Annotated in this window: 11 protein-coding genes; 7 read left to right on the plus strand and 4 right to left on the minus strand. The window is 60.6% G+C overall.

Features of this window, described 5'->3' with window-relative positions:
* Positions 1-1,626 carry an NAD(P)-binding protein gene (locus tag ACNA0J_RS04060; RefSeq protein WP_415816666.1) on the minus strand — a complete coding sequence of 542 codons (1,626 nt, stop codon included), beginning with the start codon at positions 1,624-1,626 and terminating at the stop codon, positions 1-3.
* An 85-nt stretch (positions 1,627-1,711) separates the two neighbouring features.
* Positions 1,712-3,223, minus strand: coding sequence for a polyamine aminopropyltransferase (locus ACNA0J_RS04065; RefSeq protein WP_415816668.1), 1,512 nt, complete (start codon positions 3,221-3,223; stop codon positions 1,712-1,714).
* An 82-nt stretch (positions 3,224-3,305) separates the two neighbouring features.
* On the opposite strand from ACNA0J_RS04065, the gene ACNA0J_RS04070 reads away from it, so the two are divergent.
* From ACNA0J_RS04070 to speD, 4 genes are all read left to right on the plus strand, one after another.
* A complete protein-coding gene (locus tag ACNA0J_RS04070) occupies positions 3,306-3,692 on the plus strand; it encodes a DUF350 domain-containing protein (RefSeq protein ID WP_415817128.1) in 387 nt (128 codons plus the stop codon).
* 94 nt (positions 3,693-3,786) lie between these two features.
* The gene (locus tag ACNA0J_RS04075) at positions 3,787-4,830 is read left to right on the plus strand and encodes an SPFH domain-containing protein (RefSeq protein ID WP_415816670.1); all 1,044 of its coding nucleotides are present in this window, start codon (positions 3,787-3,789) and stop codon (positions 4,828-4,830) included.
* 6 nt (positions 4,831-4,836) lie between these two features.
* A complete protein-coding gene (locus ACNA0J_RS04080; RefSeq protein ID WP_415816672.1) occupies positions 4,837-6,306 on the plus strand; it encodes a DUF4178 domain-containing protein in 1,470 nt (489 codons plus the stop codon).
* 140 nt (positions 6,307-6,446) lie between these two features.
* The gene (gene speD, locus ACNA0J_RS04085) at positions 6,447-6,797 is read left to right on the plus strand and encodes an adenosylmethionine decarboxylase (protein ID WP_415816674.1); all 351 of its coding nucleotides are present in this window, start codon (positions 6,447-6,449) and stop codon (positions 6,795-6,797) included.
* Positions 6,798-6,874: 77 nt separating this feature from the next.
* On the opposite strand, the gene ACNA0J_RS04090 is transcribed toward speD, so the two are convergent.
* Together ACNA0J_RS04090 and ACNA0J_RS04095 are read right to left on the minus strand one after the other, a co-directional pair.
* A complete protein-coding gene (locus ACNA0J_RS04090; RefSeq protein ID WP_415816676.1) occupies positions 6,875-7,699 on the minus strand; it encodes an FxLYD domain-containing protein in 825 nt (274 codons plus the stop codon).
* A complete protein-coding gene (locus ACNA0J_RS04095) occupies positions 7,671-8,555 on the minus strand; it encodes a hypothetical protein (RefSeq protein WP_415816678.1) in 885 nt (294 codons plus the stop codon). The genes ACNA0J_RS04090 and ACNA0J_RS04095 overlap by 29 nt, the downstream gene beginning before the upstream one ends.
* 215 nt (positions 8,556-8,770) lie before the next feature.
* Between ACNA0J_RS04095 and ACNA0J_RS04100 the strand changes: the two genes are divergently transcribed.
* The 3 genes from ACNA0J_RS04100 to ACNA0J_RS04110 all read left to right on the plus strand — a co-directional run bounded on the left by ACNA0J_RS04100 (position 8,771) and on the right by ACNA0J_RS04110 (position 20,089).
* Positions 8,771-9,679: an aldo/keto reductase gene (locus tag ACNA0J_RS04100; RefSeq protein ID WP_415816680.1), complete on the plus strand. Its 909-nt coding sequence runs from the start codon at positions 8,771-8,773 to the stop codon at positions 9,677-9,679.
* An 11-nt stretch (positions 9,680-9,690) separates the two neighbouring features.
* On the plus strand, positions 9,691-10,977 hold the full coding sequence (locus ACNA0J_RS04105) for an NTP/NDP exchange transporter (protein ID WP_415816682.1): 1,287 nt from the start codon (positions 9,691-9,693) through the stop codon (positions 10,975-10,977).
* A gap of 160 nt (positions 10,978-11,137) precedes the next feature.
* Entirely contained in the window at positions 11,138-20,089 is an 8,952-nt protein-coding gene (locus tag ACNA0J_RS04110) for a hypothetical protein (protein ID WP_415816684.1), read from the plus strand.
* Positions 20,090-20,097: the final 8 nt, after the last annotated feature.

Here is a 20,097-nt window from a genome sequence, read left to right on the forward strand (position 1 = left end):
CTACGCGATTCCACTAAGAATTCGCCCCGCGGCGCTAACCCCCCACCAAGACGCTTCTTCAAAAACCGAATATCCAGACAAATCGGCATGGGCAAACAAGACAGCGCCGTCGGTCTCTCGCAACGCAGCCAAGCCAGGGTTATTTAAATAACCAGGCACAGGCGTTGCCATTGCATGCCCCCGCACCGTGACATCGAGCCGTCGAGTGTGTCGCCAGAAGTCATCACCATAGACCGTCAGCAAGTCAGTGGCGGCCTCGACACGTAAGGCTTCGGGGCTGGCCTGGGTTAACCACTCCCGTGCTTGATCAGGGGTGAAGCGGCTTAACGCTTGATAAGCAGAGAAAACGGTACGTGGAGACGGCGCTACGCGCAGCAGCTGATGTGTCGAGACCACGTAGCCGAGTGCATTGCCCTGGTAGACCACGTTATCCCAGGACAATGGTTCGCCTTCTGCCTCTTTGGGATAACCGTCCATCACAAAATTCGAGACCAACCAAGCCGCATGTGGACTCGTGTGAATAGCAGGGTCATATCCATACGCGCGAATATCGGGCAATAGACGCTGGGCGACAAACAACGGCATTGCACAGACAACGCGTTGTGCATGAATGGTATAGGCTGATTCATGGCCATCGAGACACAAGATTTCCACCTTGCCACGAGTCTCTATGATACGGGCTGCCGTCCCAGGCAATAGCCAATTCGTATGGCCCAGTTTGCGCGTAATCGCATCGCACATCAGCCGGGATAGCGTTGCCAGACCATCCGGCCACGTCAAAACAGCGCCATCGGCGGCGTTCGCGGCATGGCCATCGCGGCTGGCGAAATAGTGCAGGCCGGCCCACGCCGAGACACTGTCGATACCAGCACCGTAGTCGTCGCGCGTGCAGTAATTCAAGTACCAAAGCAAGGCCGGCGACGTGTAGCGTTCGCGGTCCAGCCATTGGCGGAACGTAAGCGTGTCCAGTTCGCGCCAGACAGGATCCTGCGACGATAACGACAACGGGATGGCAAAGACCTTGCGTCCGTCCCGCCCGCGTGAGGTGCGCAGCGTTTCGGTATAGGCAATAAAACGGTGATGCTGCGCGACATCGGCCGCGGGCAGGCCAGTCATGGGCAGCAGGTCGCTTTCCCAACGGCCATGGCGATACAGACGTTCTTGCGGCGAGTGAGCCAGTATCGACTCATCGTAATAGGGACGTTCGGTATCCGCCCCGTGCTGAATGATCCCGAAATCCGCCAGCATCTCGCGAACGTGAGCGGATTCCAATGACGGCAGTGGTAGGTAATGGGCGCCGGTCGGATAGACCAGGTCTTCGAATTGCCCGCCAGCGGCATTCCCTGTGAATTCAGGGCCCTGGACCACGACGAAATGGGTGTGCCCTTCGCGGACGAGTTTCCATGCACAAGATAGACCGGCGATGCCTGATCCGAGAATCGCCACGTCGTGATACCGGTCGGCCGCGGATGACGGTAACGCAGCGCCATCACGCAAGCGGTGGCCGGTTTCCATGCCAGGATAGTGGACCTGCGCCGGGATCTCCACAATGCGAGACCGGTAATAGCCCGCGACGCCCGCCACAGCCGCCGTCGCGGCGCTTATCAGAAAGCTGCGCCGCCGCATTATGCGGGCCCACTCAGGATGGGCGCGCGGGAAATCGAGAGGATCCCATCACGATGGGGTCGCCCAAGCGCGATATCCTGTTTCATCACCGTATGACCTGACGCCAATCTTCGTCGAAGTAACGCACGAGAGATTGCTCGTTCAAACGATTCGGCGGCATCGCCAGCGCGGGCATATCCGCTGGGAAATGGAATAGCTCCTTTATCGCGGCGCTGTCCAGGTAGCGCGTGGGGACAGTCAGTTTTTCCGGGACAGTGTAGTCCTTGCGCTTGCTCGCCAGGATAAAGCCCCAGTCACCGAAGGACGGCACGTACACATGATAGGGCCAAGTATGCAGGCCGGCTTCTTTCAATGTGGCGTCGATGCTCCAGAACGAACGGGGCGCGAAATAGGGTGAGGTGGACTGGATCACCATATAGCCGCTTTCTGCCAGATGCCGGGCCATCAGGTGATAGACCGGCACCGAATACAAACGGCCCAGGCCGAAATTCGATGGATCGGGAAAATCGACCACAATGAAATCGTAGACGTCCGCATGGCTTTCCAGCCAGCGGCCTGCGTCTTCGTTGATGACGGTCACGCGCGGATCGTTCAGGGCATTGTGATTCAGCTTGACGAGCGGTTCTGAGCGCATGAACAGCCCCGTCATGGCTGGGTCCAGATCGACTAGCGTGACGTGCTCGATCTGCTTGTGCTTGAGGATCTCGCGCACGGCCAAACCGTCGCCGCCGCCCAGCACCAGGACATTGCGTGCCCAGGGCAGGGCCTCCAGACCAGGGTGTACCAGCGACTCGTGATAACGATGCTCGTCGCGCGAGGAGAATTGCAGGTTGCCGTTGATATACAAGCGCAAATCATCATGCCAACGCGTGATGGCCAGCCGCTGATACTGGGTGGTTTCCGCGTGGATGATTTCGTCGCCATACAGGCCTTTCTCGGCCCATGCCGTCATGTGGCCAGAATAGGCAAAACCCAGTGTCAGCACGCCCAGTATCACCGAACAACGTAGCGCACGTTCTGCGGGCCGGCGTACCTCTGTGCGAAACAGCCACGTCGTCCACAACGCGACACCGGCATTGAGCATGCCAAACAGGAAACTGGTGCGCAGCAACCCTAGACGAGGCGCTAACAGCAGCGGGAAGACGAGCGAAACAGCCAGAGCGCCCAGATAATCGAAAGTCAGCACACGGCTGACGATTTCGCGAAACTCGGCTTTGCGCTGGTTGAAAATCCGCATGACCAGCGGAATTTCCATGCCAACCATCAATCCAATAATGAAGACCGCGGCATACAGCGCCGCGCGAAAAGGCGCCGACAACCAGGCAAAGACCAGGAACAGCGCCGCCGCGGAGACGCCGCCCAGCAGGGCGACCAGCATTTCGACATCGATAAATCGATTCAAAACGTCTTCATCTTTTACATATTTTGACAGCCACGAGCCGATGCCCATCGCAAACAGATAGCATCCGATGACGGAGGAAAATTGCAGGATGGAGTCGCCGAGCAAATAGCTGGCCAGGGCACTGCTGATGAGCTCGTAGCCTAGGCCGCAAGAGGCGACAATCAGGACTGACAGGATGAGGACGCGGTCGCGCATGGGTATTCCGGGGCAAGGTGCGCGCAGTATATCCAACCGCGCTATATACTGCGCACAAACTAGGAAAAGGGAAGAGATGGAACTGCATCCTGTGCTGCTCTATTTGGTGTATATCGTTTCGGCTTTGGCCATGCTCGGGGTCTTTACGGCGATCTATACGGCCATCACCCGCTATAACGAATTCGCCTTGGTGCGCGCCGGCAATATCGCGGCCCTGTTGTCGTTTGGCGGTGCGTTGCTGGGATTCAGTTTGACTGTATGCGTCAGTATTGCGGTGCACGCCACCTTTGTGATGTTTCTCGTATGGGGTTTTGCCGCGATGGCGGTGCAGATCGTTGTCTATGCCGTGGTTTCGCGCGGGATACGCGGGATGAATGAGGCCATCGAGGAAAACAACATCGCCATGGGCGGCCTGTTGGGCCTGATTTCGCTGTCGGCAGGCGTAGTGAATGCTGGGTGCTTGACCTGATAGGGAATATCGCCGCGCACTGACACGCTGATTGGGGTGTTGTGCGGTGCACGATATGCCCGGCATGTTTTTATCTTTCGGAAAGGAGTCTCGTATGGGTCTCGGTTCATTTATCCGCAAACAGTTTATCGACATCCTGCAATGGAATGAGGACACCGATGGCGTGCTCGCCTGGCGTCATCCCATGCAGGATTTTGAAATCCAATACGGCGCCAGCCTGACCGTGCGCGAGTCGCAGATGGCGGTGTTCGTCAACGAAGGCCAGATCGCGGACGTGTTCGGTCCCGGTATGTACAAGCTGACGACGCAGACGCTGCCGGTGCTGACGTACCTGAAAAACTGGGACAAGCTCTTTGAGTCGCCGTTCAAGTCGGATGTGATTTTCTTCAGCACCCGGCTGCAACTGGGACGGCGCTGGGGCACTGCGCAACCGGTGACGATACGCGACAGCGAGTTCGGCATGGTGCGGCTGCGCGCCTTTGGGGTGTATTCGTACCTGATTTCCGACCCGGCCAAGTTCTATCGCGAAATCAGCGGCACGCGCGATGTCTTTACCGTCGATGATCTGGAACTGCAACTGCGCAATATGGTAGTGGCAGCCATGACGACGGCGCTGGGCGGATCGAACGTCGCTTTCCTGGATATCGCGGCCAATCAGGGCCTGATGTCACAAAAAATCGCCGAGGCGCTGGGGCCGGTGTTTGACCGGTACGGCGTCAAGCTCGATAACTTCACCGTCGAAAACGTGTCCCTGCCCGAGGAACTGCAAAAGGCGCTGGATACGCGGATCTCGATCGGGATGACGGGGGATCTGGGCAAGTACACCCAATACCAGACTGCCAGTTCCATTCCGATGGCGGCGCAGAACGAAGGCGGTATTGCAGGCATCGGTGCTGGCCTGGCCGCGGGTGCGGCGTTGGGGCAAACCATGGCGCAGGGGCTGGTTCCCGGGGCTGGTGCAGCGGCGCCAGGTACCGCAGCCGGCGCCGGCGCAGCAGCCGGTGCTGCGGCAGGATCCGCTGGCGCCGATCCAGTCCAACGCCTGCAACAGCTGAAGGATCTGCTGGACAAAGGACTGATCACCATTGCGGACTACGACTCGGCCAAAGCCGAGGTGCTCAAGAAACTCACCAGTTAATACACGATGCAGCAGGTTCTGTGTCCGCAGTGCGGCGCACCGGTCAAATTTACCTCCACGGCTTCGGTCATGGCGGTGTGCGGGGCATGCCGCAGCACCTTGCTCAAAGACGCCGAATCGGTCAAGCGGGTCGGCGAAATGGCCGATGTGCTGGAGGATTATTCCCCGATCTGTCTTGGGGCCGCCGGGATCTACGACAAAAAGCGTTTTGACGTCATCGGACGCATTCAGATGCGCTACGACGACGGCTTTTGGAACGAGTGGTATATCTGGTTCGACGATGGCACGGACGGTTGGCTGTCGGATGCTTCGGGCCAATATGCGGTGACACACACGCGGCGGACAAAGAACCCGCCAGAGTTTCCATCGTTCGACAGCATCAAGCCCGGCGGCGTGTTCAAACTGGATGGCCAGATTTTTGTGGCCTCTGACGTCCGCACTTGCCGTGCGACGGGTGCGCAGGGCGAATTGCCCTTTGTGCCCGGAGACGGCTGGCAAGCCCGCGTTGCCGATTATCGCAGTGTCAATGCCTTTTTGACGCTCGACTATTCCGACGGCGACACGCCCGCACTCTATGTAGGCAGGGCGTTTGAGCTGTCGGACATGCAGGCAGCATCGTTGCGCAGCGACGCGCAGGTCGAGGAGACAGCAGGGCGTTTTCGCGGCAAAATCCATGCGCTGGACTGTCCGAACTGCGGGGCACCGATCAGCTTTGTCGCGGCGATGGCGACCCAGGTGGTGTGCCCGTCCTGCATGGCGGTGGTGGATTGTGCCGAAGACACGGCCAAGGTCATCGAGCAACAACGCAAGCTCAAATCCATCAAGACCACGTTGGCCCTGGGCGCAAAGGCAAAGATCGATGGCGCCGAATACACCTTGATCGGTTTGTTGAAATGCGAAGATCCCGATCCAGAGGAGCCCTCCAACTGGATCGAGTATTTGCTGTTCAATTCCCAAAAAGGTTTTCTCTGGCTGGTCGAATCCGAGGATGGCTGGGAGCGCGTGCATGTCTGCGACACCTGGCCCACGCGCAACAACAACAGCAGCGTCAATTGGCTGGGCAAGCCCTACCGGAAACTATACGACTATACGTCCAGGGTCACGCTGGCCTTGGGGGCCTTCAATTGGCGCGTCAAGGTCGGTGACACCACCCAGATCTCGGATTACCAATCCGGTGGCCGCAAATTGACGCGTGAAGAATCCCAGAACGAATTAGGATGGTCCGCGTCGTCGCCGGTCAATCCGGTCACATTGGCCGAATGGTTCGGTCAACCCGAACTGGCCAAGCAGAAGGCCTATTCCTCGGGCAGCAGCGTCACGGGTTATCGAACCTGGGCCGGCCGCGCCACGATTGCCATGCTGTTCTTCAATTTCTTTGATATTTTCACTGGCAAGCTGCCTTTCTTGATCATGGGCGTGATCATGTTGTGGATCCCCGCCGTGTTGGCGGACAAGTTTTTCGGACAGGGCGACTGATCGATGGGAAAGGTTCTGTACATTATCTATGCCGCCTTTGTCGTGCTGACAATGTCCATCGGCCCCACCACATCGAGCGGCGGGTCCAGTTCGTGGGGTGGGTCCAGCGGTTCCGGCTGGTCTTCTGGCGGCAGTCATAAATGATCGTGCATGCGACCTGCGGCCGTCATGTGCTGGCTGACCTGCGTGGGATAGCTGTGCCGCTATTGACGGACGCCGAGGCTTTGCAAAACGCCTTGATTCAGGCAGCGCAACATGCCGGCGCGCATGTACTGGGTGCGCATTTCCACCATTTCGGCGAGCAAGCCGGCGTCACCGGTGTGGTAATGCTGAGCGAATCGCACATCAGTATCCATACCTGGCCCGAACATGGTTTTGCGGCGTTGGATATATTCATGTGCGGCCAGGCGCAACCCGAACTCGCATTGCAGCATATCCGCGAGGCGCTCAGGCCCGGCAGCGAGCATGTTACTTCTGTAGAGCGAGGCTGAAGGCCTGCACGCAACGGCGGCTGTTGCAGGGCGGGTCCGTGATGCCAGCCGTTGAACGCAGTGCCCGTCTGTGACGACTACTGCGCCTCGGCGTCGTAGATCACCGCAACGCGGGCAAAGTTGGCGCCGTGCTGTTTGACGTCGAATTGAAACGGCACGCTTTCGCCCGGCTTGAGCGCCGGCACGCGCAGTTCCTCATAGCGTGCACCCGTCAGATGATCTTTGGCATCGTACAGGCTGACCCATACGCGGATCTCGTCGACGTCGCTTTGTGACTCATTGAGCACACGGCCGAACACCGTCACATACTTGTACTGATAGCGGTACGTAAAATTCAAGGTGCCACCGCCAATGCCTGCATCGGTTTTCTCGATGGTGACTTTCAGTTTGGGGCGCGGACCGGGCAGGGCGGCGCGTTTGGCCGGCTGCCAGTTTGCCTTGATTTCGGTGATCTTGTTAAAGCGTTCGCCCGTGAACACCATGGGCACGTGCTCGCCAGGATAGATCGTGCTGGGCATCGTCCACTCGTGACGCAACCCGATCGCCGTCGATCCCTCGAAAAACGCCATCGTCACGTTGGGATCGACCATGATGGTGTCTTTGCTGGTGTTGACGAACTCCAGATACAGCTGCGAACGCCCGATTTCATTGGGCAACCGATGCGGATCGACGACAGTCATGGCTGAACTGTCGAAAAACTTGAAGTTCTCGTCCAGCAATTCTTCGGTACTGAGGCGCAAATGGTCGATGACCCGTACATTGGCCGGGTCGACGCGAATGATGCGAGAGGGACTGGGTGTCGGTGGGACCTCTGTCGCCTGTGCAAACACCAACGAGGGAATCATGCCGGCCAGCAGCGCGGCGGTGTAGCGGCTAGCCTTCACTTTGCACCATATAGTCATAGGACGCGACTTTCTCGTCGCTGAACATGTCGCAACGCACGTCGAACGGCGTGGCGGCATTGGGCCCCAGCTCATTGGCGACGCCATAACCTGAACCCACGCCAATGATGCGGCCGTCCTTGCCGTACAGAGTGACGACAATTCTGGCGCTGCGCGCGGTGCCCATCTCGATGTTGCGCGCCAGACCCACCAAACGATAGGTGCCGTCATTGAGGACGAGCTGCACCTTTTCGGCCACCACGGCGCGGCTGATACGGCTGGTCGGCGAGACGCGTTGGACTTTCAATTCGTAGCGCGTAAACGGCTCGTCGGGCATCGACAAGCGGACAGGCGCATATTCGCCAGGCAGCAGCGTGTTGGCGATCGTCGAGCCCGAGGTGCTGCTCAGCGTCAAGGCATCCCGGTAAAAGGTCGCCGATACGTTCGGTGCGCTGATGTCGCGGCCGGTGTCGTTGTGCATGAGCATGACCAGCTCGCGGCCGCGATTGGTCTTGATGTCCTGTACATCGGTGAGCTTGACCAGACCTGGATCGATGGGCTTTTCAGGCTCGTACCGGGGGGTGGGCGTACTCGAGTCGTGCAGCAGCGTCATCACCAGCGGCACCAGAAAGATCGCCGCCACGGCGACGATAATGATCGCAATCGCAGCCGGCTTGATTTGCACCGGCGTTGGCTGCGGTTGCTGCATGCCTCGCAGGATTTTTTCCAGGCGCTGGGCGACATCGTCCTCGACCAGCGTGACGGCCTGGCAGTGATTGCAGCGATACTCGTTGGTCGCGAGCTTGGTGAACTGGCTGCTGCCACAGGTGGAGCAGGTCAGTGTGATGGTGTTGATGGTGGTGCGTTTGGTGGGCATGCGCGCGGCCCCGCTTGGCGCGGGCAGGGTGATCATCCTGGGGCGCAAGGATAACCCGGGACGCAGAATGTCGCGGGGCGCGCTCGCATCAAAATATTACAAAATGCGAATAAAAGCAGGGCACTATCGTAAACGGGGTGTCTTGGCATATGCGCTATGCGACGGTTATAAGGGCAATTCAGTGCCTCTCGCCACTAGCCCCAAGGAGTGCCCGCATGTTCACACGCCGCCGCTTTCTGCATGGGTTGTCCGCATTGGGTGTCGGAGCTCAACTGCCCGACATGGCGATAGCGGCGGATACCGCGATAAACACACGGCGCATTCCTTCATCTGGCCAGACGGTTCCTGTCATCGGAATGGGAACGGCAGATAGTTTTAATGTAGGCGATAGCGAACCAGAACGAGCACCGTTGCGCGAAGTGATGCGCCGATTCTTCGCCGCTGGGGCCTCGGTGATCGACACGGCGCCCAGCTATGGGCAATCGGAAACCGTGATCGGCGATTTGTTGGCCGAGCTCGATCTGCGCGACAAGGCGTTTCTCTGCACCAAGATCGGTGCATCGGGCCGCGAGACGGGCCAGGCCCAGTTTCAGGAATCACTGCGTCGTTTGAAAACGGACAAGGTCGAGCTGCTGCAGGTGCATAACCTGCGGGATTGGCGCACGCAATTGGCGTTGATCCAGGAGCTAAAGGCCCAAGGCGCCGTCCGTTATTCGGGTCTGACTCACTATTACGATGGAGCGCACGATGAATTGGCGGATGCAGTGCAGGCCTCGAAGCCCGATTTTCTGCAGATCAATTATTCGGTGATCACCACGGGTGCGGAAAAGCGTTTATTTCCCATGGCGCAAGACCTAGGCATCGCCGTATTGATCAATCGTGCCTTTGAGGATGGCCGATTGTTTCGCGAAGTGGCTGGTAAAGAATTACCCGGCTGGGCCGCCGAGGCGGGCATCACATCATGGGCGCAGGCCTTTTTGCGATTCGCGATCAGCCCGCCCGCCGTGACCGCGGTGATTCCGGCGACCAGTCGCCCCGATCGGCAGAGCGATAACCTGAAAGCGGGATATGGGCCTCCATTGACGGCCGAACAACGCCGATCGCTGCAATCGATGTTCGCCTGATAGAGCGTAACGTGACATCCAGCACTATGCCCATAAAGGCGAGTGTGATTCGCCTACTGAACCTGCGCGAAGGAGAGGGCGTTGCGGTGGCCGCAGGCCTGGGCATGTTTTTTCTATTGTTCTGCGCGTATTTCATGCTCCGGCCCGTGCGCGAGACCATGGGCGTGGCTGGCGGCGTCGATAACCTGCAGTGGTTGTTTACTGGGACGTTCGTGGTCACTTTGATCGCCATGCCGCTGTTCGGTTGGGTAGCTTCGCGTGCGCCACGACGGCATATTCTGTCGTGGGTATATGGGTTCTTTGTCGTGAACCTGCTGGTGTTTGCCGTGGTGTGGTGGCTGCAGGCCGACATCGTATGGACCGGGCGCGTGTTTTATATCTGGTTGTCGGTGTTCAATCTGATGGCGATTTCACTCGCCTGGAGCGTGCTGGCCGATGTGTTTGCCGGCGAACAGGCACGCCGCTTGTTCGCGTTGATGGCGGGCGGCGCGAGTTTGGGCGGACTCGCAGGGCCGTTGTTGGGCGCGTTGCTGGTCGAGCCGTTGAGCCATAGTGGTTTGCTGGTATTGGCGTCCGCGCTCCTGGCTGCCAGCGCGGGCTGCGCGGCGTGGCTGCATCGCTGGCGTGACCGGCATCCTGACGAGGCAGAGGACGCCAATGACCGGGTCGAGCGTCATCGACCTTTGGGCGGTAATCCCTTTGCAGGTGTGACAGAGGTATTGTGCTCGCGCTATTTGCTGGGCATTGCTTTGTTTGTGACGCTCCTGGCCAGCGTCAATACCTTTATGTACTTTGAGCAGGCGCGAATGGTGGCCGAACATTTTCCGGACCGTACACGCCAGACGCAGGTCTTTGGTTTGATTGACGCGGTGGTGCAGGGCTTGGCCATCCTGACCCAGGTGTTCTTCACGGGCCGGATCGCACAGCGGCTGGGTGTGCGAGTGTTGCTGACGGGCGTGCCGCTATTGTTGGTAGCGGGCTTTTTGTGGTTGGCGTGGTCTCCGGTGTTTGCCGTGTTTGTCGTGGTGATGGTGGCGCGCCGTGCGGGTGAGTATGCCCTGGTGCGTCCAGGCCGCGAAATGCTTTATACGGTGCTGCCTTCGGAACAAAAATACAAGGCCAAGAACTTCAACGACACGGTGGTGTATCGCGGTGGTGATGCGCTGAGTGGCTGGGTGAAACGTGGAGTAGACCTGATGGCGGACCAGCCGTCTTTGGCCTTGTTTTTAGGGGCCGTGATTGCGTTGGCCTGGGCCGTGACGGGAGGATGGCTGGCGAGGCAATATGGGCGAAGATAGCGTGCCCGCTGCGTAGATACCAGCGGAGCAGATATCGCTACGAAAGCAGGAATCAGCGAATTTCACCGATTCCATCGGCACTTTCGTCGAAAAAATCTCGCTGATAGTGCAACTTTTGGCTATTTTTTGTCGGTCTACGATAAGAATATCGAGAATCGCCATGTCACGAGTTCGCATCGCGCAGCCCCCACGGTTGTTACGCAAGACGGTATTAACGATGAGCCTGGGCATGGTGTTTGGCCCCTGTTTCGCCCAGGGCGTGTCCTTGAGTTGCGACCCCAACACGCAATGCGTCAAGCTCGATGATGGGGCGACTTATACCCAGGGTGTCAGTGTCTCCACCGATGGAGAAAGTGGCACAAGTGATTCTCACAATGGGCAAACACCGGTCGGCGCCGAGATGCTGGACCAAGGGGCGATCTTCACTCTGAACCCGCAATCGGGAGGCGGAACGTGGTCAAGCGATTACGGCGTGATCACTGCGCTTTCCTACGGCGGCAATAGTTATGAAGAGGGTGACGCCGGCGACGGTGGTGGCATCAGGCTCGATAGCGCGGGGCAGGTCGATCTGGCTGTGTCGTCGAGCAACGAAGTCTCCTCCGTGTTGTATGCCAGAAGCCTGGGAGGCAGCGGGCCGGCTGACAATGGCAACAATGATTCCGACGGCGGCAGCGGCGGCTGGGGAGGCTCAATCAGCGTCGTCACCTACCTAGGCAGCCGTTATCAGGTGGTGGGGGATATTACGCAGGACATGTCCGGCATCTTCGTGGCGAGCCTGGGTGGCTCGGGTGGCGCCCAGAACTCGGGCACGGGAGATCAACTAGGCGGCGCGGGCGGCGATGGCCATAGCGTGACGATCGATAGTTCAAGCGACATTCTGTTTGGAATCCCGGCACAATCGGGCAACGCTGCTCAGCCGGTGACGATAGCGTCGGGCGCGCTGGTCGGGCTAATACGCGGTGATTCAAAAGGCGGTGACGGCGGCAAGGGCAATGGTGATGCCGGCGCTGGCGGCGACGTCACGATTCATCACAATGCCGGACTGCTGCAGATCGTCGCCGCTGAGGGCGATGGCACCCAGACGGTGTATGGCGTACGTGCCTCGTCCGAGGGGGCCACGGGTTACGGGTCAACCGATGACTCCGACCCAGGCGGTACCGGCGGCGGCTCGGGAAACATGACCGTCGACGCGTATAGCAGTATTGACCTGCAAACGCCGGGCATGATGGGCGCGGGCATTCAAGCCGAAACCGAAGGCGGACAAGGCGGCGAGAGCCCGAGCAAAGATGAAAGTGGCGGCAGCGGCGGCGTAGCCGGCTCCGCTACGGTGACGGCCGGCGATATGAGCAGCGGCAACACGTCCGCCCCGTTGACCATCAGTACGACAGGCTCGACGATGTTCGGCATACAGGCGGTTTCGAAAGGCGGGTTTGGCGGTGACGGCGCCGACAGCACCGTGCTGGCCGGCGAGGCGGGCGGTGGCGGGTTGGGCGGTAACGCTGGCGTGGTCACGGTCAATGTCGGCAGTAATGCGACGGTCACGACGTCGGGCGATTACTCCTCGGGCGTGACGGCGTGGTCAGTCGGCGGTGGCGGCGGCACTGGTGGCGATTTCATCGCTATTCTGGGCGGATCAGGCAGTAAAGGCGGCGATGGCGGCGAATCGAAACTCGTCACGGTCACCAACAATGGAACGATCAACACCACGGGTGACCAGGCGTTTGGCATTGATGCGCAGTCCAATTCGGGCGGCGGCGGTGCGGGAGGGATCGCCGATGGCCTGATTGTCGAGCTCGGTGGCGACGGTGGCATAGGCGGTGCCGGCGGCGGTGTGACGATCAGAAATACCGGTACGATCAGCACGACGGGCAGCGGCGCCACGGGTATCAGCGCGCAGTCCAACGGCGGTGGTGGTGGCAATGCGGGCGGTGCAGGCGGCATCATCGCGGTGGGAGGCAATCCGCGCAACAACGACCTCGGCGGAAGTTCCGGCGACGGCACGGGCGGAACGGGCGGCCTCATCAATATCGCCAATATCGGCACGATCACCACCGTCGGCGATGCGGCCGAAGGCATCCTCGCGCAGTCCATTGGTGGTGGTGGCGGCAAGGCCAGCGATACGATCAATGGCATCGTCGCCGTTGGCGGCAGCGGCGCTGCGGCGGGTAATGGCGGCGGGGTGTATTTCATTGCGGACACGCAAGGCACGATTTCGACTTCGGGCGACTATTCGTACGGTATCAACGCCCAGTCTATCGGCGGTGGTGGCGGCAATGGCGGCAGCGCCACCGGCGTGGCGGCAGGTGTGGGCGTTGCTGTGGGCGGCAATGGTGCCGCTGCAGGGAATGGCGGCTATATTCAGTTCAATATGTCGGGCGATACCGCCTCCAGCGTCACGACGCAGGGCGATAACGCGCACGGCATACTCGCTCAAAGCATCGGCGGCGGAGGCGGCTCAGCGGGCGATGTGCTCAGTGTGGGAGCGTCGTTTGTCGATATAGTCGTGGGCGGCAGTGGCGCCGCTGGCGGCAATGGCGGCCTCATTGATTTCGACTGGAGCAATTTAAGCGTCACCACCAGCGGCATCGCCGCGCGGGGCATCATGCTGCAATCAGTCGGCGGCGGTGGCGGGACCGGCGGCGGGGTACGCGGTGACAATCTGTCTTTATTGGGTGAGCTCAGCACCCTGGTCGGCGCCGATGGCGGTGACGGCGGGTATGGTGAAGACATCAACGGGACGATCTTGTCTTCGACCATTGTGACCGGTCTGGCGGTCCCCGGCACACAGACGGCGTCCAGTACTCAGGCGACCGATGACGATGATGATGACAGTTCACCGAGCACGAATGCCCTCACTACGGACGCCTCGGCGATATCGATGCAATCCATAGGTGGTGGTGGCGGCGCAGGCGGATCGGTCACGAATCAGGTGCTGAACTATGGCCCCCCCGTTTTTGCCGGCGGCGCGGCGTCGATGACCATGGATTTTGCGGTCGGCGGCCGTGGCGGCGAGGGTGGGCATGGCGGCACGGTGGGTCTGACCGTGGCGGGCACCAGTGCCAGCACGGCGGGACAGTTTGCGCATGGCGTCTTTATGCAATCGATAGGCGGCGGCGGTGGCGACGGCGGTTCGGCTCAAAACTACATGATTCAGGTGGATACCGGCGACGTCAGCGTGGGAGTAGAGGCAGACGCCGCGGTGGGGGGGCAGTGCATCAGGGTCGGCAAAGCGTGCGCGGGCGGCGATGGCAACCAAGTGACCGTCAACCTGAGCACGAATGGCTATACGGACGCCACGATATTGAATACCAGCGGCGACTATAGCAACGGCGTGCTGGCGCAATCCATCGGTGGCGGCGGTGGCGATGGCGGGTCGGCGGATAGCTATGCCTTCGGATTTCAAACCGGTATCGCGGCCTCGGTGGCGGCCACCACCTCGGTCGGATCCAAGGGCGGCGCCGGAGGCGGTGGCGGTACCGTGACCGTCAACACGGGCGCCAACGCGCAAATCAAGACCACCGGATCAGGTGCGCGGGGCATTGTGGCGCAGAGCATAGGCGGAGGCGGCGGCACAGGACAAGGCACCTCGGCCTATTTATCCGGATCGGAGCAAGCCACCAAGGTGCTGTCTGTCGGCCTGACGCTGGACGTGGGCGTGGGCATGAAAGGCGGCAGCGGCGGCGACAGCAAGATGGTCACTGTCAATCAGGCCGGCGAGATCGTGACGACGGGACGCGACAGCGATGGAATTCTGGCGCAGGCAGTGGGCGGCGGCGGTGGAATCGGCGGATCGATGGGGGCCGACCCAGAGGACACGCTGGACGTGATTTCCAATGCGTTGCAAACCCTCAAGGATCACGTCGAACTGCAAAACATCTCGGCAGAGGTGCAAGTCAGCGTCGGTGGCCAGGGCGGAGACGGTGGCGTGGGCGGCACGGCAGTGGTGAATAATTCGGGCGTGATTCACACGTTTGGGGAGTATGCCGATGGGATCGTCGCGCAATCCATCGGCGGTGGCGGTGGCACCGGTGGTGGGAGCACCTCGCAGACCTACGTAGACTGGTTCGACGCGAACGTCTCGGTGGGCGGCAGCGGCGGTGTGGGCGGCGACGGTGGCGCTGCGACCGTGAATCTGCAAAGCGGCGCGCAAGTGCGTACAGTGGGTTATCAGGCCTACGGCATATTGGCCCATTCGATTGGTGGTGGCGGAGGCCAGGGCGGCAACGGTACGCTGGCCACCAAAGGTCGGATAGAAATTGGCGCGGGCGTCGGTGGCGGCGGTGGCGAAGGCAGCGACGGTGGCACGGTCACGTTCACCTCACAGACCGACAAGGCGATCCAGACCAACGGCAATGCCTCGCATGCGGTGGCCTTGCAATCCATCGGTGGCGGCGGCGGTATTGGCGGGTTGACCCTCGGTACCGGTGGCGATCGCATCGGTTATTCCCTGGATATGTCCATGTCGATCGGCGGCTCGGGGGGCAGCGGGGGCAATGGCGGCCAAGTCAACGCCTGCACCAATAATTCGTGCAAATTGACGCAAATCAACACCACCGGCCATTCGGCGACGGCGCTGCTGGCGCAATCGGTGGGCGGTGGTGGCGGCGACGGCGTTGTCGGCATACCGGACCAGAATGCGATCGCCGCAATTGGCCTGAATCTGGCTGCGCTCTTGGGCGGTGGCGGCGGCGACGGTGGAGATGGCGGCAATGTGAATATCGGCGGTCAATATGATATCGAGACATTCGGCCCCTTCGCTCACGGTATTGCGGCGCAATCCATCGGCGGTGGCGGGGGCATGGCCAGTTCTGCCGATACCGTGAGCGAACAGATCGGAATTTCAGGTGTGACGCCTGCCATTCAAGTGTTGTTATCCGTCGGCAGTGAGGCGTCGGGCAGTGGCGGCAATGCCAACGCGGTGGATATCGATGCGTCTGGCAGTGTCGTCACCGTAGGTGATGGCTCGCATGGCATCGTGGCGCAATCGATCGGTGGCGGTGGCGGCCTGCTGGGCACGACCTTGTCTGACGAGAATCTCTTGCCCGAGCCGCCGCAACCTGATCCGGATGATCCGAACAATCCCAATGTGCCGTGGCTGCCGGGTGAACGTTATCTCACGTTGGGCTCTACCGTCGACGATCCCACGGATAACTCACATATCGGCGATAGCGGTGTCGCAGGGTCAAGCATACCTGCGGTGAGCATCACCTACGATGGTGTCGTCCAGACAATGGGCGATTGGTCCATGGGCGTGCTGGCGCAATCCATCGGTGGCGGGGGCGGAGCAGCCCACTCGGGGGTGACCCCGTACGGTCAACTGGGGGCCGGCGCTGCCACCATCAGGGTCGGCAGCCCGAATATGACTGGCGCTGGCGGCGATGTCGCACTCATGTTGTCACCGGGACAGAACGGTATCGTCACGGCAGGCAATGGTAGCTATGGCGTACTCGCGCAATCGATCAGTGACGGGGGTGGTCTGGGGACCGGCATGGTTTTTGATAGTGCCGCACAGATGCATATCGGCGGTGGCTCGTCGACGCTCCCCTCGGAGGCGGTCGCCGCTGGCCATGTCGGCGTGCAGGCGCAGTCGCAGATATATACGTTAGGTACGGACGCGATAGGTCTGGCCGCGCAGGCGATCGGTGGTGGTGGCGGCGTCGGTGGGGTATTGGCATGGGAGGGCACGACGCTCATGGGCGCCGAGCTGCGCGTGGGCGGCTATTGGCCCGGCCAGGGAGGTGGCGTATCGATTGACACCAACCAGACGATCAATACCAAGGGCAATCGGGCGTACGGCGTGGTGGCGCAGTCCATCGGTGGCGGCGGCGGGATCGGCGTGATTGGCGTGTCCGATGCACGCGCCCCAGACGGACTGACGGTGCAAATAGGTGGCTCAGCAGCCGACGGCTCCGAGATCGACGAGGACGACTCTGATATCTGGGTACAAGGCGCCGATGCCGGAGGCGTGCAATTCGATCTGGACGGCACGATCGCCACGGCAGGCCGCGATGCCGACGGTGCGCTGATCCAGGCGATTGGCGGCGGTGGCGGCTTGAGTGGTGCGACGGGTGATCAGTCCGGCGCACTCAACCCGAGCATCACCCCGGCTGCGGATACCGCGTACGCGCTGAAACTGATCTTGGGCGCAGACAACAATTATGGCAATGGCGGCAATATCGGCTCTACGCAGCAGGCGGCGCGCATGGCGGCGCACACCACGACAACCGGTGATTTTGCAGACGGCCTGGTGCTGCAATCCGTCGGCGGCGGCGGTGGACAGGGCGGGGTGGCTGCCGCTGGCGGCACCATTGTCAGCGCGCTGACGATGCAAGTGGGCGGAGGATTCAGACCCACGGCTGACATGGCTGACCTCTCTACCCAAGGGGGACCGATTGTGCTGGCGTTCAACGACGAAGGCGACGGCACGTCTGTACATACGAAGGGTTATGCCGCCAATGGCGTGGTTGTGCAATCCATTGGAGGGGGCGGCGGTATCGCGGGCGCGAGTGCGCCGCAGGGCACGGGAACGATCCAGGTCGGCGCGACCAACGAGGTGCAAGGCAATGGCGGTGACATCCAGATCACGCCGGCCAGCTATCTCGCGTTGAGCACACAAGGAGACAGCGCGCATGGGCTGGTTGTGCAATCGATCGGCGGTGGTGGCGGGATCGCCACGGTCGATAGCCGCACCAGCGATGCCACCACAGGCGTGGGGCAATTCAAATTGGCCCTGGGTGGCAGCGGAGGTAATGGCGGCAACATCGAACTCTCGACCGGCGGTAATTTCACCACCGCGGGGCAAGGCGCGATTGGCATGATCGCCCAGTCTATCGGTGGCGGCGGCGGCATCGCGACCACAGGCGGCGCAGCGACTCTGTCAGACGTGACGCTAGGCAGCTCGCTCAACGCCTCGTCTGGCGATGGTCAAACCGTCACCGTCACGTTGCAAAGCGACGGGATGATCTCTACCTCAGGTGCGGGTAGCCATGGCGTGGTGGCGCAATCCATCGGTTCGGGAGGCGGGATTCTCGGTGATCTTACGCAGACCGTTACGACGAGCAACAGCGACGGATGGGATTTGGTGACGGGCCAGAAAAATGGCAGCGGCGGCGAGGTGACTGTCACGGTCAGTAATGTCACCACCACTGGTATGAATGCGTTTGGGGTGATCGCGCAATCGCTCGGCGGTGGTGGCGGGTTGGGCGGCTCGAAGGCGGGCGGTTATGCGGGTGAGACGAATGGCGATGAGTCGGAATCGACCGCGCATGCCGGTAACGTGTCGGTGACGGTCAATGGCACCGTCAGCGCGACAGGCGAGAACTCGACCGGCGTATTGGCACAGCGGCAAGCCTCTAGCAATAGTGGCGTGGACGGCTCTATCACGGTCAATGTCAATGGCATCGTGCGGGGTGGGAGCGGCAGTGGGGTGGGCATATGGGTATCGAACGGTGCCTACAGCACGTCGCCCGATGTCATCAACGTCGCAGAAAACGCGCAACTGTCCGCGGTATCCGACAACGCGTTACGCAACGATGGCAGTTCTCCATTAACGACGAATAACGCAGGGAATATCCAGGGTAATGCCCTGTGTGAGGAAGATGTCTGCATCCTCAACAGCTCCCTCACAGGCACGCTGACCCATGCGGAAATTTACCAGGCGGACGTGACGACTGCCGGCAAGTTGATCATCGGCCGCCCGGGGAGCTTTGGCCACCTCACGGTCGCTGGAGATTTTGCACAGACGAGTACGGGCATCATATTGGCCGATGCCGATTTCCTGGGAATGCGTGCTTCGAACATGACTGTAGAGGGCGATGCACAGTTAGATGGGCGCGTCGGTTTGAATGCCGTCACTCTCTTGCCGGATCGCGAGTTGACGTTGGTAAACGTCCAAGGCAACTCCACCGGCGAGCTTCACGCGGTCGATACGCCGATCTTCGATTTTGATATACAACAAGCGGGCAATGAGCATCGCGTCAGCGTCAAGAGCGCAGACTTCAATGCCAGTTCCATGGACCTCGCACGCAATCAAAGCCACGTGGCAGGATCGTTGCAGGATATCTGGGATCGGGGCGGCAATGCCGAGATGGCGCCTTTATTTGCCGTACTGAACGATGCCGCGGCACAAGGCGCAAGCGCATATAACGATCGACTGTCCGATCTGTCGCCTGGCGTCGCGCTGGCACCGGCCGCGCAAATGGCCGTGGGCATGGCACGGTTTACCGAATCGATGATGTCTTGTCCCGCGATGGATAGCGTGGGCACGGACGGACGCGAGCGGGATTGTGTATGGGGGCAAGTCACGCGCCGCAGCACATCGCAAGACGCGGCAAACGGAACATCCGACTTTTCGTTCGACAGTACGACGTATCAGGTCGGCGGACAGTTCGAGTTCAAGCCCGGCTGGTTCGTGGGCGGATCGTTGGCCTATCAAAACAACAGTTTGCGGGGCAAGGACAGCCGTGCCAGCGGCAACGGCGATGCAGGTTATGCCGGCGTCGTCCTGAAATATCAGGATGGCCCGTGGGTGTATTCAGGTGCGATCGGGGCAGGCTACGGTTCTTACGATATGAATCGCAATCTGAACATTTCGGGCTATGACCGCGAGGCAGGCAGCGATCCCGACGTTTACAGCGCGGGGGCCCGCCTGCGCGCGGCGCGCCATATCGGCCTGAGCGATCAGTTCTATCTGAAACCCTATGTCGATCTGGATCTGATCTATACCCGCATGCCGAGCTATACCGAATCGGGCGATGCCCTGAGCCTCAAAGTCGACAGCAGCGATCAGTTCCAAGTGGGCCTGTCGCCGATGCTGGAGATCGGCGGGCGAGTCGATCTGCCCAACGGCGCCACGATGCGGCCGTATGCCTATGCAGGGGCATCATTTCTGAGTGACGATTCGTGGGATGCCAGTGCGCGATTCAGCGGCGCACCGGCGGGTAGCGATCAATTCAGCTCCACATTGGCGGGCGACCATGTCGTCGGCCGTGTGGGAGTCGGGATGCAAGTCAACAATCGTTCGGGGTTGGATTTCCGCTTGCAGTATGACGGAGAGTTTTCGAGCAAAGCAACGAGCCACGCGGGTCAGTTGAAGGTGATGTATCGGTTCTGAGCTTGATA

Origin of the sequence: Bordetella tumbae (assembly GCF_965139195.1) — a bacterium.
Taxonomy (GTDB): Bacteria; Pseudomonadota; Gammaproteobacteria; order Burkholderiales; family Burkholderiaceae_B; genus Bordetella_A; species Bordetella_A tumbae.

Bases quoted from the DNA above. Each gene is read 5' to 3' on its own strand.
- ACNA0J_RS04065 (WP_415816668.1), bottom strand. From the start codon at position 3,223: ATGCGCGACCGCGTCCTCATCCTGTCAGTCCTGATTGTCGCCTCTTGC.
- ACNA0J_RS04080 (WP_415816672.1), top strand. From the start codon at position 4,837: ATGCAGCAGGTTCTGTGTCCGCAGTGCGGCGCACCGGTCAAATTTACC.
- ACNA0J_RS04075 (WP_415816670.1), top strand. From the start codon at position 3,787: ATGGGTCTCGGTTCATTTATCCGCAAACAGTTTATCGACATCCTGCAA.
- speD (WP_415816674.1), top strand. From the start codon at position 6,447: ATGATCGTGCATGCGACCTGCGGCCGTCATGTGCTGGCTGACCTGCGT.
- ACNA0J_RS04060 (WP_415816666.1), bottom strand. From the start codon at position 1,626: ATGCGGCGGCGCAGCTTTCTGATAAGCGCCGCGACGGCGGCTGTGGCG.
- ACNA0J_RS04100 (WP_415816680.1), top strand. From the start codon at position 8,771: ATGTTCACACGCCGCCGCTTTCTGCATGGGTTGTCCGCATTGGGTGTC.
- ACNA0J_RS04090 (WP_415816676.1), bottom strand. From the start codon at position 7,699: ATGACTATATGGTGCAAAGTGAAGGCTAGCCGCTACACCGCCGCGCTG.
- ACNA0J_RS04110 (WP_415816684.1), top strand. From the start codon at position 11,138: ATGTCACGAGTTCGCATCGCGCAGCCCCCACGGTTGTTACGCAAGACG.
- ACNA0J_RS04095 (WP_415816678.1), bottom strand. From the start codon at position 8,555: ATGCCCACCAAACGCACCACCATCAACACCATCACACTGACCTGCTCC.